This is a genomic window from Chitinophagales bacterium, assembly GCA_017303835.1.
Taxonomy (GTDB): Bacteria; Bacteroidota; Bacteroidia; order Chitinophagales; family Chitinophagaceae; genus JAFLBI01.
Genome location: JAFLBI010000001.1, coordinates 1,086,929 through 1,101,946, shown reverse-complemented (window position 1 = coordinate 1,101,946; position 15,018 = coordinate 1,086,929). Strand labels below are relative to the sequence as shown.

General features: G+C 43.4%; 15 protein-coding genes. 11 read left to right on the top strand and 4 right to left on the bottom strand.

From position 1 onward, the window contains the following. Positions 1 to 8: 8 nt before the first annotated feature. The gene (gene miaB / locus J0L83_04990) at positions 9 to 1,430 is read right to left on the bottom strand and encodes a tRNA (N6-isopentenyl adenosine(37)-C2)-methylthiotransferase MiaB (GenBank protein ID MBN8663904.1); all 1,422 of its coding nucleotides are present in this window, start codon (positions 1,428 to 1,430) and stop codon (positions 9 to 11) included. Between the two features lie 121 nt (positions 1,431 to 1,551). Between miaB and J0L83_04985 the strand changes: the two genes are divergently transcribed. Further along, positions 1,552 to 2,502 (top strand): DUF3078 domain-containing protein, encoded by a 951-nt coding sequence (locus J0L83_04985; GenBank protein MBN8663903.1) that lies wholly within the window; start codon positions 1,552 to 1,554, stop codon positions 2,500 to 2,502. A gap of 5 nt (positions 2,503 to 2,507) precedes the next feature. Here the strand turns inward: J0L83_04985 and J0L83_04980 are convergent, their stop codons facing one another. Beyond that, positions 2,508 to 3,629 (bottom strand): 5-(carboxyamino)imidazole ribonucleotide synthase, encoded by a 1,122-nt coding sequence (locus tag J0L83_04980; protein ID MBN8663902.1) that lies wholly within the window; start codon positions 3,627 to 3,629, stop codon positions 2,508 to 2,510. 225 nt (positions 3,630 to 3,854) lie between these two features. Between J0L83_04980 and hppD the strand changes: the two genes are divergently transcribed. The 4 genes from hppD to J0L83_04960 all read left to right on the top strand — a co-directional run bounded on the left by hppD (position 3,855) and on the right by J0L83_04960 (position 8,403). Beyond that, positions 3,855 to 4,988 (top strand): 4-hydroxyphenylpyruvate dioxygenase, encoded by a 1,134-nt coding sequence (gene hppD / locus J0L83_04975; GenBank protein ID MBN8663901.1) that lies wholly within the window; start codon positions 3,855 to 3,857, stop codon positions 4,986 to 4,988. A 27-nt stretch (positions 4,989 to 5,015) separates the two neighbouring features. Further along, positions 5,016 to 5,498 (top strand): hypothetical protein, encoded by a 483-nt coding sequence (locus J0L83_04970; GenBank protein MBN8663900.1) that lies wholly within the window; start codon positions 5,016 to 5,018, stop codon positions 5,496 to 5,498. 108 nt (positions 5,499 to 5,606) lie between these two features. Continuing rightward, complete coding sequence (locus tag J0L83_04965; protein ID MBN8663899.1) at positions 5,607 to 6,329, top strand: hypothetical protein; 723 nt, start codon at positions 5,607 to 5,609, stop codon at positions 6,327 to 6,329. Positions 6,330 to 6,396: 67 nt separating this feature from the next. Beyond that, on the top strand, positions 6,397 to 8,403 hold the full coding sequence (locus J0L83_04960) for a response regulator (GenBank protein ID MBN8663898.1): 2,007 nt from the start codon (positions 6,397 to 6,399) through the stop codon (positions 8,401 to 8,403). Here the strand turns inward: J0L83_04960 and J0L83_04955 are convergent. Continuing rightward, a complete protein-coding gene (locus J0L83_04955; GenBank protein ID MBN8663897.1) occupies positions 8,389 to 9,654 on the bottom strand; it encodes an aspartate kinase in 1,266 nt (421 codons plus the stop codon). The genes J0L83_04960 and J0L83_04955 overlap by 15 nt on opposite strands. Before the next feature lie 132 nt (positions 9,655 to 9,786). Between J0L83_04955 and fbp the strand changes: the two genes are divergently transcribed. From fbp to J0L83_04925, 6 genes are read left to right on the top strand one after another with little or no spacing between them, the layout of a single operon-like run. Beyond that, the gene (gene fbp / locus J0L83_04950) at positions 9,787 to 10,806 is read left to right on the top strand and encodes a class 1 fructose-bisphosphatase (protein ID MBN8663896.1); all 1,020 of its coding nucleotides are present in this window, start codon (positions 9,787 to 9,789) and stop codon (positions 10,804 to 10,806) included. Beyond that, positions 10,796 to 11,299: a hypothetical protein gene (locus tag J0L83_04945; protein ID MBN8663895.1), complete on the top strand. Its 504-nt coding sequence runs from the start codon at positions 10,796 to 10,798 to the stop codon at positions 11,297 to 11,299. The genes fbp and J0L83_04945 overlap by 11 nt, the downstream gene beginning before the upstream one ends. A 6-nt stretch (positions 11,300 to 11,305) precedes the next feature. Further along, positions 11,306 to 12,067: an ABC transporter ATP-binding protein gene (locus J0L83_04940; protein MBN8663894.1), complete on the top strand. Its 762-nt coding sequence runs from the start codon at positions 11,306 to 11,308 to the stop codon at positions 12,065 to 12,067. 9 nt (positions 12,068 to 12,076) lie between these two features. Further along, positions 12,077 to 12,607: a putative metal-dependent hydrolase gene (locus J0L83_04935; GenBank protein ID MBN8663893.1), complete on the top strand. Its 531-nt coding sequence runs from the start codon at positions 12,077 to 12,079 to the stop codon at positions 12,605 to 12,607. Position 12,608: 1 nt separating this feature from the next. Beyond that, on the top strand, positions 12,609 to 13,169 hold the full coding sequence (locus J0L83_04930; GenBank protein ID MBN8663892.1) for an NUDIX hydrolase: 561 nt from the start codon (positions 12,609 to 12,611) through the stop codon (positions 13,167 to 13,169). Continuing rightward, the gene (locus J0L83_04925; protein MBN8663891.1) at positions 13,169 to 13,726 is read left to right on the top strand and encodes an NUDIX hydrolase; all 558 of its coding nucleotides are present in this window, start codon (positions 13,169 to 13,171) and stop codon (positions 13,724 to 13,726) included. Before J0L83_04930 ends, J0L83_04925 begins: the two co-directional genes overlap by 1 nt. Here J0L83_04925 and J0L83_04920 read toward each other — a convergent pair. Next, on the bottom strand, positions 13,709 to 15,007 hold the full coding sequence (locus J0L83_04920) for a bifunctional folylpolyglutamate synthase/dihydrofolate synthase (GenBank protein ID MBN8663890.1): 1,299 nt from the start codon (positions 15,005 to 15,007) through the stop codon (positions 13,709 to 13,711). The genes J0L83_04925 and J0L83_04920 overlap by 18 nt on opposite strands. Between the last annotated feature and the right edge of the window lie 11 nt (positions 15,008 to 15,018).

Below are 15,018 nucleotides of genomic sequence, written 5' to 3'. Positions count from 1 at the left end.
CACTTTGCTTATGCTGTTGTGATCTTGCCCAATAAAGTTGCCTGTGTGCAGTCAGTTACTTTCACCCAAGCATAATCGCCCGGTTGTAAATTGTATGTTTCCTTAGGGAACACAATGACTTTGTTCTGGCTATTACGGCCCATCCAATCCTGCTCACTTTTTTTGCTATTGCCTTCAATCAACACTTTGAATGTTTTACCAAGGTCTTTTTGATTGCTGGCCAGCGATAATTTGTTTTGTACTTCTACAATTTCCTGCAGTCTGCGTTTCTTCACTGCTTCAGGTACATCATCTGCATAGCGCTTAGCAGCCAATGTGCCGGGACGTTCGCTGTAGAAGAACATATAACTCATATCATACTTACTGTATTCCATGATGCTAATGGTGTCCTGATGTTCTTCTTCCGTTTCTGAACAGAAGCCGGCAATAATATCAGCGCTGATACCACAATCAGGCATGATCTCCCGGATGCGATCCACTTTGGCCATATACCATTCGCGGGTATAGGTTCTGTTCATCAATTGCAAGACACGTGTATTGCCACTTTGCACAGGCAGGTGAATGTATTTGCAGATATTCTCGTGCTTAGCCATGGTATGCAGTACTTCATCCGTAATATCCTTAGGATGTGAAGTACTGAAACGAACACGGAGATCTGGGCTTACCAATGCAACCAATTCCAGCAGTCGGGCAAATGTGACTGTTTCATTGTTGGCTTCATCCACCCAATAATAGCTATCTACGTTTTGTCCTAATAAAGTCACTTCTTTAAAGCCTCGTGCATACAAGTCCTTCGCTTCTGCAAGAATAGAATGTGCATCGCGGCTGCGTTCGCGGCCACGTGTAAAGGGTACCACGCAGAAACTGCACATATTGTTGCAGCCACGCATGATGGAGATAAATGCAGTAATGCCATTGCTATCCAGACGAACAGGGGAGATGTCTGCATAAGTCTCTTCACGGCTCAGTAATACGTTCACAGCTTTTTGTCCGGTTTCAGCCTCTTCAATCAATCCGGGCAGGGTGCGGTATGCATCAGGGCCTACAACGATATCAACGAGTTTCTCTTCTTCCAGCAATTTGCTCTTCAGACGCTCTGCCATGCAGCCCAATACGCCGATCAGCATACCCGGGCGGCTCTCTTTCACTTTCCGGAACTCAGTCAAGCGTTTTCTGACAGTTTGTTCGGCTTTTTCGCGGATAGAGCAGGTGTTTAAAAGTACCAGATCCGCTTCAGCGAAATTCCGCGTAGCGCCAAAACCTTCCTCATTCAGAATGGAAGCCACAATCTCGCTGTCGCTGAAATTCATCTGACAGCCATAACTCTCTATGTAAAAACGCTTTTTGAAAGGGCGCGCATCACTGCTTTCAGGTGCATACGCTTCACCTTGACGCAGTTCATCGTGCACTTTAGAAGCGATTTCCAGCATATCCATTGGTTCAAAAATTAGCTTGCAAAAATACAGATAAACTACTCATAAATGCCAGTTTGGCAGTATTGATTCTTGGAATAAAACCCTGCGGGTTTTACATTTGTTCAAAACAACCACGATGAAACAAACGCTGCTGGCAGTGGTACTGCTGATAGCAATGCAAACTGTTGAAGCTCAGGATATTGCGGTTTTAAGACTCCGTAAAGAAACAGACAGGTCAATTAAGAAAGATGCCGATACCACAACCTGGCGTTGGAAAAAGGGGGGCGTTTTCAGTAGTTCTCTGGCTCAGGGTTCACTTAGTAACTGGGCTGCGGGTGGTGATAATTTTTCGCTGGCCGCGAATCTTTACCTCAACTATTTCACATTTTTCAAGCACGAAAGGCATACCTGGGATAATAACCTGGACGTAAACCTTGGTTTTGTACAAACAACCAGTCTTGGCGGTAGAAAGAATGACGACCGTTTCGATTTCCTTTCCAAGTACGGTTATAAAGTAGATACAACCGGGAAATGGTATTTAACCGGACTGTTCAATTTCCGTTCTCAGTTTTTTGATGGTTATACCTTCAGCAACAATATTCCCAATTTTACTTCTTCATTATTGGCTCCGGCTTATGTGCTCTTCTCCGTGGGTTTTGATTACAAACGCAGCACTAAGTTCTCTTTATTCCTTTCGCCTATCACTTCTCGTTGGGTGATTGTGGCCAATAGCAGACTCAACAAGCTTGGTTTGTACGGGGTACCTGCCGGAAAGAGTTCTGTGAGTGAGCTGGGTGCTTTTGCATCGGCCAACTACAATAACACGATTGCAAAGAACATTGTGTATAAAGCGAGGCTCGACTTGTTCTCTAACTATCAGAACAATCCGCAGAACATAGATATCTTCATGACCAACGTGCTTTCTTTCAAGATCAATAAGTTGTTGTCGGCAACCTATAATCTCGACCTCATCTATGATGATGATGTAAGATTGTTTGGTCCGCAGAAAAAATCTCCGGGTCTGCAGGTGAAAAGCTTACTGGGTATTGGTTTCCTGATTCAGATTCCGCCTAAAGTCATTCGCTAAGCTGGTTATTTGCTAACCACTTTCAGTGTGTGCTTGATTTTATTGGCCTTATAAGTAAGGTCCTGATACTCCTTGCTGATAATCGTCACATGCCCCATTTTTCTACCGGGTTTGGTTTGTGCTTTGCCATAGAGGTGTACGAATACATTATCCATACGCAACACTTCATCTAATCCATCGTATGCAGCTGTTCCATCATAACCTGGTGCGCCTAAGAGATTGACGATAGCAGCAGGTAGAATAGGCGCTGTATTGCCTAATGGATAACCCAGCATGATGCGCCAAAGCATATCGTACTGGCTGCTGTAATTGGCTTCAATGGTATGGTGGCCGCTGTTGTGTACACGAGGAGCAGTTTCGTTTACCAGCACTTCGCCGTTTTTATCAACGAATAGTTCAATGGCGAATAAGCCGGGACTTTGTAATGATTTGGCTACTTTGATGGCAATGGCTTCCGTCTTCCACAAAGTTTTTTCATCTAGTTTGGCAGGACTCACCTGATAATCCAATAAATTAAGGACAGGGTCAAATACCATTTCAGCAGGAGGGAAGATGGCGGTTTCGCCGGCATCATTCACGGCAACGATGATGGCGATTTCTTTAGCGATATTCACCATTTTCTCTAGCACAGCCGGTGCGTCGAAGCCGAGATTGATTTCACTTTCTGCCTTTACTACTTGAACGCCTTTACCATCATAGCCACCTTCGGCCAGTTTGTGTACAGCAGGTAGAAATGCTGACTGGGCTTGTAATTCGTTCAGGTTATTGGTAACTACAAAAGCCGGGCTTGGAATTTCATGCCGGGCATAGAATTCCTTTTGGCGAATCTTGTTTTTGATGGTTTTGATTGCGGATGGTTTGGGATATACTTTCACGCCTTCTTGCTCTAGCTTTTCCAATGCATCCACATTCACCGATTCAATTTCAATAGTGATGGCGTCTAAGTTTTTACCAAACTGGTATACCGTATCGAAATCGCGGATATCACCTTTTACAAAGTGGTGGCAGAGGTGTGCAGCCGGACAATTGGCATCGTTCTCCAGTACAAAAGTCTCCACTGTATAATTGGCTGCAGCTTGCAATAACATCCGGCCCAATTGGCCGCCACCCAGGATTCCGATTTTCATAGCTGCGAAGATAGTATCCACAACGGAGCTGCGGACTTGGAAGAACAAGCAATTTGGCTATTTTTGTTCCACATGCTGCCAGATTACGCACATAAGCATTTTACAGACAAGCGCGGTTGCTACTGCCTGCTCATGGAAGCATTGGCCATGGATAAACTTGCCTGATCAATACTTGATCACCCTCGCTAGGCTTACTCATCATTTACATAAACACAAATCAATTGTATGGATACGATGCTTGCATCAACACCTGCCCCTGCTGCTACGCAGGATTTTCTGCCACTAGAAGGCACGGATTATGTAGAGTTCTATGTTGGCAATGCCAAACAAGCTGCCCATTTCTATAAAACCGCTTTTGGCTTTCAGAGTCTGGCTTATGCCGGTCCGGAAACAGGCATGAAAGACAAAGTGAGCTATGTGGTTCGTCAGAACAAACTCACTTTCATGTTCACCACACCGCTGCGTGCCGGTAATCCAATCGCTGATCATATCTATAAGCATGGTGATGGGGTGAAAGTGCTGGCACTTCGTGTGCCCGATGCAAAAGACGCTTGGCATCAGACCACTAGCAGAGGTGCTAAGAGTTATCAGGAACCAATTGTGTTGGAAGATGCAGGTGGAAAGGCAGTAATTAGTGGTATTCATACTTATGGAGATACCGTACACCTGTTTATAGAGCGTAAAGATTATAGCGGTGTGTTTTTGCCCGGCTTCCGCGCGTGGAATACGCCTTATTACAATCCTGAGCAAACGGGTTTATTGTATGTAGATCATTGCGTTGGTAATGTTGGTTGGAATCAGATGAACAAGTGGGTGAAATTTTATGAAGATGTAATGGGTTTCAGAAACATTCTCTCTTTTGACGATAACGATATTTCTACAGAATACTCAGCATTGATGAGTAAGGTGATGAGTAATGGCAACGGATTCGTAAAGTTTCCCATCAACGAACCAGCTGAAGGCAAGAAAAAATCGCAGGTAGAAGAGTATTTAGAGTTTTATGATGGCGAAGGCTGTCAGCACGTGGCCTTGGCTACTCATGATATCGTATCAACAGTAACTGCGCTGCGCAGCAGAGGTGTGGAGTTTTTACAAGTACCCACTACTTATTATGATGATTTGTTGGATAGAGTAGGCCATATTGATGAAGACCTGGCGCCACTGCGTGAATTGGGTATTCTGGTAGATCGTGATGATGAAGGTTATCTCTTACAAATCTTTACCAAGCCAGTTGAGGACAGACCAACTTTGTTCTTTGAAATCATCCAGCGTAAAGGAGCCAAGAGTTTTGGTAAGGGTAATTTCAAAGCCTTGTTTGAAGCGATTGAACGTGAACAGGAGCTGAGGGGGAATTTGTAAGTGAATTGATTGATCAAAGAGATATTCATGAAGCGCTATTTGTTTTTCTTGTCACTTCTATGCCTATCAATTGTGTCTAACGCGCAATCAAACGCTGGTTTTGCAGCGGGAGATGCTGAGCTGAGCAAGCTGATTGAAAGGGGAATCATGAAGTTCATGCATGATGATACGCTTCATTACTCTTTTTTTACAACAGCATTTTTGGAATTTGATCAAGCAGGCAATTTGGATACCGTTCAGTTTATGAACGATCAACCAACTTGGTTTAATCAGCAATTGGGTAAATTTTTAATGCAAACTAAATCCATGTGGCGTAGTGAAAATGCTAAAGATCAGTTGGTGATAATACCTGTTGAGGTCAGAAAAATGGATAAAAACGATGCATATATTCCTGCAATCAATCAACAAGCGTTTTCCAAAGAATTCTTATCTCTTTTTCGCAGTAAAGTTTCATTTAAAGCTACTTTTTTGAGACCCATTGTGATTACTTCTTATGCGCGTGTGACATGATACATCAGCCTTCAGGCTTGCTAAAAGCGTTATAAATAAAGCAGTTTCATGGAAGTGTTTTGGTATTTTTAATCCATGAAGCTGCTTTTTTATTTGGGTATTTGTTGCATGTGTTTTGTTGCAGAAGCTGATGCACAATCAGGCTTTGTGTCTATGCAGAAACAATACCCCCGTGTGGCAGCAGCATTCCGCCACAAAGAAGATTCCTTGAAAATGCATGCTAAGGCCAATGGTTTTGTATGGCCATTGAAGCAAGTCTATTTCCGTGCATTTAAGGCGGAGGGTAAACTAGAAGTTTGGGCGCGAGATTTTGTACTGGATAGTTTCCGCTTATTTAAAACTTATGCCATCTGTGCCATGAGCGGTACCCTTGGGCCTAAGCGTATATCAGGCGATTTTCAGGTGCCGGAAGGTTTTTATAGCATTAATGAATTTAATCCTCAGTCAACCTACCATTTATCATTGGGTTTGAACTATCCCAATTCGTCAGACAAGGTATTATCCGATAAGCAACAACCCGGTAACGATATTTACATTCATGGTGCTTGTGTAACCATTGGTTGTCTGCCTTTGCAGAACGATCCGGTAGAAGAAGTATATGTCTTGGCGGTTTTGGCAAAGGGAGCTGGGCAGGATTTTATTCCCGTCCATATCTTCCCAGTGCGTTTTGGGAAAACTGAACGCCAGCTCTGGTTAGAAACTACCATCAAAGACAAGCCCGGCTATAGTAAGCTGGTGAGCAGTATGGAAAAAGCCTATCACTTGTTTGAGCAAAAGCATCGTTTGCCCGTGGTGGCTGTAAATAAGCAGGGAGATTATTTGATTTTCTAGGCGAAGCAGCCTATTTTCCCATCCGGTTTAGCTGCTGCACCACCTGTTTGCAGGCAAAATTGGCCCAATGAAAGGAATACCTCGACTTTCCAGATCAAATATTACTCTGATCACCGTGTGTTTGCTGGTGATTGTGGCCATTCTTTTCAGCAATATTGTTACCGTTCGGAATTTGTCAACCTTAGGCGATAACGTTGATTTATTAGCACAGGAAAGTGTGAGTCTTACTTTACTAAGGGATGCCAATGATGAGTTATCACTTGCCGACAATAAATACATGATCTATCAGGCTTCCAATGAACGTGGATTTTTGGAGCAGTATGATGGACACATGATGAAGATGTCGCAATACCTAGATGAATTACAGGTAGGTGAAGACAGTGCCTTGGTAACCAATATTCGTGCTCAGTTAAACAAGAAACTTGCACTAGGTAGAAGGGTGGATGTGTTGAATCGGATTAGCAACAATACTTCAGCAGCAAGTCAGGAAAGCATACTTGGAGAATTGTCGTTTGAAGATTTGCAGCAGATCAGAAAAGATCTCTTGTTGGCAGATACCACAAACGCTTTTTCAGATACCGCAACTGTTCGTCAGATGCAGTCAGATGTATTGGGATTTGCTGCTAAGCGCCCCCAGGTATTACAAACTTTTCTGCAGGAGCAACAAAGGCTTTTCGCAGATGGATCGCTGACACTTTTGTATGCCTTGAATGATGCGCGTAAAACCATTCGGGAGAGAGAGGCGCAAACAAGACAGGAAGAAAATCAACGTGGTATTGTTAGCATTATACAGGCAAAGAAAAACATTGAGCTGCTTTCCTATGGCTCTCTTGGTGTGATACTGATTATTATCATAGTATTGGGTTATAATATCTTCAAGATGGTCTATTATGAGAAAGACATTCTTGAAGCAAGAGAAGAAGCAGAAAGGCTGGCCAGAACGCGCACTCGTTTTCTCAGTAATATGAGTCATGAGATACGCTCACCGCTTACATCAATTGTAGGCTTTGCTGAGTTGATTGAAAAGCAGGAAGCTGACCCAGAGAAGAAAAAATTTGCACAAGCGATTACTGCGTCTTCAGATCACTTACTCTCGATTGTGAATGATATTCTCGATTTCTCCAAATTGGATGCTGGCAAAATGCAGTTGACCAGGGAGGCGTTCTCGCTGAAAAAAATCATCGGCGAAGTGGTGTTTGCTTTCTCCATGTCTGCAACCAATAAAGGTATTCAACTGATTAGCCGATTAGAGATTGATGAAGAGCTTATGGTAATTGGGGATGCTTACCGACTCAAGCAAATCTTATTCAACTTGGTAAGCAATGCAGTGAAGTTCACCGAAAAAGGTACAGTAGAATTAGTGGCTTCTTTGCCTATTCGCAATGCTAAGGATTTGGAATTGCAGATATCAGTCAGAGATACAGGTATCGGAATTCCGGCAGACCAGATTGGTATGGTTTTCGAAGAATTTGCCCAGGCAAGCAATAGTGGTAAGGAAGGTAGAAGAGCTGTGCAAGGAACTGGTCTTGGATTACCTATTTGTAAAATGCTTGTAGAATTACAGGGTGGGGAAATGAAAGTGGAGAGTACCGTTGGTAAAGGTTCTTTATTCAGTTTTATTATTCCATATCAGATTGCGTTTGCGCCTTCGCTGGAGAGACAATCCCAAGAAGTGCAACAGGTTTTCCTTGGTAGAAAAGCAATGATTGTAGAAGACAACGAAATGAATGTGATGTTGCTAACCATGCTTTTAAGAAAAGCAGCCATGATTTTTGATGTGGCGAAAGATGGCGAGGAAGCTTTGCGTTTGTTTGAAAGCAATCACTACGATATTGTATTGGCTGATATCAATGTGCCCAAGCTAACGGGCGATCAATTGGCCATGCGTATTCGTCAATATGGCAACAAAGCCAAATCTAATGTGCCTGTTATTGCTATGACTGCTTCCATCTTTAAAGATGATGTTGAAGCGTACAAAGCAGCCGGTATCAATGATATTCTGGTAAAGCCATTTAAGCAGGAAGAGTTAAATAGTATGCTGGCCAAATACCTGAATCAATCATTCATGGTATAATACCTGTACAGTTTCCGTTGTCTGTTGTTGCAACACAATTTTTTTGCCTGCTGTCATTTTCTGCAGTAAGTCAACTGTGTAATGACGAATCGTTAAAAGTGTTAGTCCCTTTTCAATCTGCACATCAAATAGGGTAGCTGCTTTGGCAGCAAGTTGATCCAGTTTCTCAGTACGATTATCTACACAAAGCTGAACACTGATGGCGCCGGTCTGTATCAGGTTGGGTTTGAATCTGGTTTCATTAAAAATGGTGTAGAGATCACCCAAAGGCTTTTCACCAACAAAAGAGAAATCCTGACTATGCAGGTGCATCAATACCTGATCTTTTTTCACCACAATAACAGGGGGTAATTGTTTTACTTTTTTACCGGTAATAGCTGTGCCGGGTAAACTGGTATCCAGAAAACATTTCACATAGAGCGGAATGTTTTTGTTCTGCAAAGGCTTGATGGTCTTTGGGTGAATCACCTGCGCACCATAATAGGCCATTTCAATGACTTCTTCAAAACTCAGCTCGCTGATGTATTGTGCTTCCGGAAATTGGCGTGGGTCTGCGTTCATCACACCTTCCACATCCTTCCAAATTGTTAGTCCGCTCGCATCCAACACATTGGCAACTATGGCTGCGGTAAAATCGCTGCCTTCTCTGCCGAGGGTTGTGCTTTCATTTTCATCTGTACTACCAATAAAGCCCTGTACAATACAGCATTTTGTTGCAGAAAGTGCTTCGTGAATGGCTTTGTGAATTCTGGGCCCTGAGAAATCCCAGTCCACATTGGCATCACGGAAATTATCATCGGTGCGCAAGAGATCGCGGATATCTAACCATGTATTGGATAACCCTTTTTCATTGAGGAAATAGCTGATGATACAGGTGCTGAGCAATTCACCTATACATACCAGCTGATCATAGTAATAATCGTAATTCCTTACCGGCTTATCATGCAGTAACCATTCAGCTTCGGTAAAAAAATCATTCAATTGGTCGTGGCAAGCATTGTAATGGGTAACCAGCAGGTATTTGGCGGTAGTGAGGTGCTGTTGCTTCACCACATGAAACAGTTGAATTGCTTCTTCTTGGTTGCCGGCATAGAATGCTTCCGCCACTTTTTCCAGTGCGTTGGTGGTTTTGCCCATGGCAGAAATGATCAGCACCAACTGATCATCCCGATACTGTTCCAGAATCCTGGCCAGTTGTTGAATCCTATCTATACTATTAACGCTAGCGCCTCCAAACTTGAATACCTTGATCATAGTCCCTGCTTTACCATCTGAATCCATCAAAGATAGTTCAGGCATGGCTGTTTGAGCCATGATTTTTGCCCATTTTACCGAGGCTTGGGTATAAATCCGTCCTATCTTTACCAGTAAACGATAACCCATATGATGATTAACAGAAAGGTCTTAACGCTGGATGAGTTTACCCTGCAGCAGTTACGGAATTTTCCTACTGCAACCGGTGAGCTCAGCAGTCTGTTGAGGGATATTGGTCTTGCTGCCAAGCGTGTGAATGTGGAAGTGAATAAAGCTGGTTTAGTGGATATCCTGGGCGATGCAGGTCATACCAATGTACAGGGAGAAGATGTGAAAAAGCTGGATGTATATGCCAATAGTCAGTTGGTAGGTGTTTTGCGACATGGTATCAGTTGCGCAGGTATTGGCAGCGAGGAAATGGATGAAATTGAAATCTTCGATGATGAAGTGAGTAATAACAGCAAATACGTTTGCTTATTCGACCCTTTGGATGGCTCTGCGAATATTGATGTGAATGTTTCCATTGGTACTATCTTCAGCATCTATCGTCGCGTAAGCGAAATTGGTAAGCCTTGTACCAAAGAAGATTTTCTGCAGCCCGGCAATAAGCAGGTTGCAGCAGGCTACGTAATCTATGGTAGCAGTACCATGTTTGTATATGCAACACGCCGCGGCGTGAATGGCTTTACGCTTGATCCTTCTATCGGCGAGTTCAGCCTGAGTCATCCGGATATTCAATGTCCGCCCTCAGGTAGAATTTACTCTGTCAACCACGGTAATTTCTTCCAGTACAGCAAAGGCGTACAGCAATACATTACTACATGCCAGAAAAAGAATAAGACCAATGGTGGACCATACACACAGCGTTATATCGGTAGTATGGTGGCAGATGTGCATCGTAACCTGATCAAGGGTGGCATCTTCATGTATCCCGGCATGACGGATAAGCCCGGTGGCAAACTTCGTTTGTTATATGAGTGTAATCCTTTTGCATTCATTATTGAAAGGGCAGGAGGTGTTGCTACGAACGGCCAACAAAGAATCCTGGATATACAACCTACTGAATTGCATCAGCGCTCGCCCTTCTTTGTGGGTAGCAAGCTGATGATGGATGAACTCGAACAACACTTAAAAGAATATGATGCGTAAATTTTTGATTGGCTTGTTTTGTCTCTCTGCTGTGTATGCTTCTCAGGCACAAACGCCTGTATTGGATGCGCAGATGTATTACCACAATCCATCGGGACTGGGCTTTATTCCAACATTAGCAAGACCGGCACTGGTGTATCAGGGCAGATTGTATTCTGGTAATCGGCAACTTTCTGCACTGGTGAATCAACTCAATCAGCCGGAAGTAACCATGCATTTTCAACAGTACAAGCGTAACAAAACTGGAGCTATCGCATTAAATGTAGTTGGAACGCTTGCTGCACTGAGCTCAATTATCATCTGGAATAATGAAAACAATAGTGCACGTTGGTGGTTGTTGGGTGGTGGTATCGTCTGTAGCGGTACAGGTGGTGTGTTGAATGGTATTGCCTCGCAACACTTGCGCGCTGCAGCAACCAGTTTTGCTGCTGCCAAGCAGCCTGGTAATGCATCAAATACAAAATTTAGTCTGCGTATTCCTCTTGGAAAATAAATAAGTATGAGCGAGACCATCATTTCAGTACAAGATTTGCATAAGTCCTACGGCGATTTTAAAGCAGTAAAGGGCATCAGCTTTGATGTGTATGAAGGAGAGATTTTTGGCTTGTTGGGGCCCAATGGTGCAGGTAAATCCACAACATTGGAAATCATCGAAACCCTACGTGAGAAATCAGCCGGTAAGGTTCTTGTGGATGGTTTTGATCTGGATAAACAGCCCAATGAAATCAAAAAAATCATTGGTGTGCAGTTGCAGACATCGGGTTATTATCCTGGGTTGAATTTAACTGAGTTGTTGGAATTGTTTGCAGGTCTGTATAACCAAACCATTGATCCGCTCACTTTGTTGGATAGTGTGAACTTGCGCGACAAAGCAAAAGCCAAGTACAAAGAATTGAGTGGCGGACAAAAGCAACGTTTCTCCATCGCCACAACGCTGATCAATCAGCCCAAGATTATTTTTCTTGATGAGCCTACAACAGGTTTGGATCCGCAAGCGCGTAGAAACTTGTGGGATTTGATTCGTGATATCCGCTCAAAAGGAACTACGGTGATCATCACCACACATTATATGGATGAAGCAGAAGTGTTGTGTGATCGGGTGGCCATCATTGATAGCGGTAAAATTATTGCCATTAACACACCGGATCAACTTATTGATGAATTGGTAGCCACCGGTTTTGAAAGACCTAAAGAAGTAAAGCAAGCCAATTTGGAAGATGTATTCATTCATTTAACCGGCCACGCATTGCGTGATGCTTAAAATATACAGATGTCAACAGACCCACGTTATCCCATTGGCGAATATGTACCACAGCCTTTTTCCCAAAAGCAATTGCAGGAATGGTTGTTGGACATCAAGTTCCTGCCGCAAGCATTGGAAATGGCAATCCAGAATTTAGATGAAGCGCAATTAGATACGCCGTATCGTGAAGGTGGCTGGACACTGAAGCAAGTGGTGCACCATGTTGCAGACAGCCATATGAATGCGTATACACGTTTCAAGCTGGGTTTAACTGAAGAGCAGCCCACCATCAAGCCTTATGATGAAAATGCTTGGACAAGTTTAGCAGATGTGGCTGTTCTACCCGTAAATGTTTCGCTTACTTTATTGCATGCCCTGCATTTGCGGTGGTATGAAGCCATTAAAGATTTAAAGGAATCTGTTTGGCTGAATCGCACGGTCATTCATCCGCAGCATGGCAAAGTGTTTACGCTCTGGCATTTACTCGGTATGTATGCTTGGCATGGCAAACACCATACTGCACACATTACTTCACTGAGAGAACAAAAAGGCTGGTAAGATGCGTGAGTTACGTTGGACAACCCTTGCATCGAAACAACTACTGAAAGACAAGTGGACGGATGTGCGTGCAGATACCTGCCAGACAGCAGATGGTAAAATCATTGAGCCGTTTTATGTCTATGGTTTCCCTGATTATGCAACTGCTGTGGCAATTACCAAGGATGGTAAAGTGATTTTAGAGCGCATGTATCGTCATGGTTTGGGCGTAATCTCCACAGAACTGCCGGGCGGTTGTGTAGATGCAACCGATGCAAGCTTGGAAGATGCGATGGCGAGAGAGCTATTAGAAGAAACCGGTTATCGTTTTGATAAGATTGAATACTTGGGTGCGATTTCTCCTAACCCAACCACCAATACCAATTTGATGCGCATGTTTCTCGCAACGGGTGGTGAATATGATTCAAGTGCTGCAAGAGATACGGAAGAAGATGTGGAAGTATTTCTGGTAGAGTGGGATGAGTTTATTGATTTATTCAAAAAGCAGGGATTTATACAATCGATGCAGACCTGCACCATTTTATATGCCCTTATGCATATGGGCAAGCTAAACATTCAGTAATGGAACAGTCCTGGCGAATTTTATCTTCTGATATTACTTTTCATCGTAAGTGGATGCAGGTTAGGGAAGAGGCCTGCGAATTGCCGGATGGTAGAATTTTATCACCTTACATTATACTGGATATCCCCAGCTTTTGTAATGTGCTGATTGTAACAGAAGAAGAGCAGGTGGTATTGGTGAAACAATATCGCCATGCGGCTGGCATTGTATCCATTGAATTGCCCGGTGGTATGATTGATCCCGGAGAAGCGCCGATGGATGCAGTGAAGCGCGAGATGCGGGAAGAGACAGGTTATGTAAGTGAGGATGTGGAGTTGTTGTTTCAAGTGTATCCCAATCCGCCTTTGGAAAGCAATATGGCCTGGTTCTTTATTGCACGCAACGCCAAGAAAACAGTTGCGCAGAATTTAGATGCATTTGAAGATTTGGAATTGGTGTACTACAGTAAGGAACAGTTTTTAGATTTTCTCTTAGCGCATCAATTCACGCATGGCATACAAGCCGGAGCCATGTTCGCAGCTGCTGTGCGCTTAGGCTGGTTAACGCGCAATAGCTGATCTGTCCACTTCTCCAACCACAAATACACTGCCGCACACCAAGATCAAATCGTTTTCATTAGCTGCTTGTAGCGCTGCTTGTAATGCAGTGTTCACTTCAGCATAAGCTTTTCCGGTCAACCCATTCGCGACAGCTTTTTCCAGTAATTCATTTTCAGGTAGTGCTCTGGGTATTTGTGCTTTGGTAAAATAGTAGTGGGCATGTTTAGGCAATAGCGTAAGTACTTTATCTACATCTTTATCTTTTACCATGCCGGTGATGATATGCAGTTGCTGGTAACTTGTATGGTTAAGCTGACGAATAATTTGTTTAATACCATCTTCATTGTGGCCAACATCCAATACCACCAAAGGCGATTCTTGAATGATATCCCATCGGCCATACAAACCAGTGAGTGATTTTACATTGGCTAATGCTGATTTAATATAGGCATCGCTCAATGGCCAACCATTTTGTTGCAATACATCAGTAGCAGCTAAAACGGTCAATAGGTTTTGTGTTTGATAGATGCCATTCAGGTCAAGCAAATAAGTAGTTGTTGCATCGCCTTTGCTAACCTCCACTGTTAAGTGCTGGTGTTGATATGCTGTATGCGTTATCTGTCGAATGGATTGTGCGAAAATGAGTTGTGCACCTTGCTGCTTTGCCTGTTCTGTGAATACCGCTTCAATACTACCACCGGCTTCACCAATGACCACGGGTGTATTGGGTTTGATGATACCGGCTTTCTCGCCTGCGATGGATTCCAAAGTATTGCCCAGCAGGTTCATATGGTCCCAGCCAATATTGGTGATGATGCTGAGCTCCGGCTGAATGATATTGGTGCTGTCTAATCTTCCGCCAAGGCCAGTTTCAATCACCGCAATATCAACTTGCTGTTCAGCAAACCAACTGAAAGCCATTGCAACAGTGATTTCAAAAAAAGAAGGTTGCAGTTCAGTAATCAGTGGTTGAATTCTTTCAGTGAATCGAACCACAAATTCTTCGCTGCACATCGCACCATTCACTTTTATGCGCTCACGAAAATCTTGCAGATGGGGAGAAGTGTACAAGCCTGTTTTGTAACCGGCAGTTTGTAAGATGGCCGCTAGCATATGACTCGTGGAGCCTTTACCATTGGTGCCGGCTATATGAATGCTTTTGAAATGATGATGCGGATTACCCAATGCTTCGCAGAGCGCTATGGTATTGTGCAGGTCTTTTTTATAAGCCGCAGCACCCAGTCGGCTAAACATGGGCAATTGTGCAAATAAATAGTCAATGGTCTGCTGGTAATTCATGCAGGCTGCAA